1 protein-coding gene is annotated in these 1,543 nt (G+C 44.3%); it reads left to right on the top strand.

The features are described 5' to 3' along the window. Positions 1-1,520, top strand: a 1,520-nt coding sequence (locus R7O12_RS24480) for an extracellular solute-binding protein (protein ID WP_318126632.1), incomplete at its 5' end; no start/stop codon positions are given. Between the last annotated feature and the right edge of the window lie 23 nt (positions 1,521-1,543).

Genomic DNA, 1,543 nt, shown 5'->3' with positions numbered 1-1,543 from the left:
GTGACAATAAAACGGTTTATTTCAAACTAAACCCACAAGCTAAATGGTCGGATGGCAAGCCAGTCACGGCAGACGATTTTGTTTTTATGCTTAAGTTTTACCGCTCGAAAGACATTTTAGAGCCTTGGTACAACGACTATTACAACAAAACGGTTGCTGATGTTATCAAATTTGACGATCACACCTTCGCCGTGAAGGCCGCGAAAGAGCTCAATCCAGAAGAGTTGTTGTTGAGAATGGGGGCGCTACGTCCTCGTCCTGCTCATTTCTATGCGAATCCGAAGAAAGACGAGAACGGTGACGGCATTCATGATGATTTTGTGCGCTACTACAACTTTAAAAGTGAACCAACCACCAGCGCTTATTACTTAGCCGACGTCAAAAAAGGTAAAAGCGTTACCTTTAAGCACGTAGGTGAGGACTGGTGGGGTTATACCAATAAGTACTACGAGAATCGCTATAACGTCGACAAAATTCGTATCACGGTTATCCGCGATAGTGATATTGCGATGAAGCACTTTGAAAAAGGTAAGTTGGACGCATTTGGATTGGTTTTGCCAAGTCTATGGCATGACAAATCCAATACTGCCCCTTATCAAAAGGGTTACATTGAGAAGTTCTGGGGTTACAACCAATATCCAGTTGGTGCTGGTGGCGTTTGGATAAACACGGCCATGCCTCTACTTGATGACTTAAACATTCGCAAAGGGATTACTTACGCGACAGATTTCGACGGCATGATCGAGAATGTTATGCGTGGAGACTACAGTCGTAAACCCAACCCAACGGGCTTTGGGCATGGTAAGTACACGTTACCAGATGTGAAAGCGCCAAAGTTTGAACCAGAAAAAGCGGCGGCAGCGTTTGAAGCTGCGGGCTTCGATAAGATTGGTTCCGATGGTATTCGCGTGAATGATAAAGGTCAGCGTTTGAGCTTTGAATTGACGTACTCATCTCCAGTTCATACACCGCGTATTGCTTTCTTGCGTGAACAGGCAAAATTGGCAGGGTTGGACATTGAGCTGAAGCTGATTGATGGTTCATCGATGTTTAAGTATGTGCGTGAGAAAAAACACGAACTTGCTTTCTTTGATATGGGGACTTCGGAAATCCCAACTTATTGGGAATACTTCCATTCCGTGAACGCGAACAAACCACAAACGAACTCATTCACTAACTACAGCACTCCAGAGCTAGATGAAAAGATCATTGCGTATCGCTTTAACATGGACATGGATAAGAAGATCCAACTAGGTCATGAGATTCAGCGAGACATTATTGATGCGCACGTGATTGTCACTGGCTACATGGTGCCTTACGTTCGTTATGGACACTGGCGTTGGTTGAAATTGCCAGAGAAACCAATGAATCGAATGACAGAAGCATTGTTCAGTGGCGGAATTATCGGTGATGGCACGTATTGGATCGACAAAGACGTGAAGAAAGAAACCCAGAAAGCGATGAAGTCGGGTAAAACCTTTGAACCGGTTGTTGTCGTTGATGACACGTATAAGCTGTAAGGATGTGTTATGGAAAACGATGT

Source organism: Vibrio sp. Vb1574, assembly GCF_033338675.1.
Note: the sequence above shows the minus strand (reverse complement) of the source record. Positions and strands in the feature narration are given on the sequence as shown.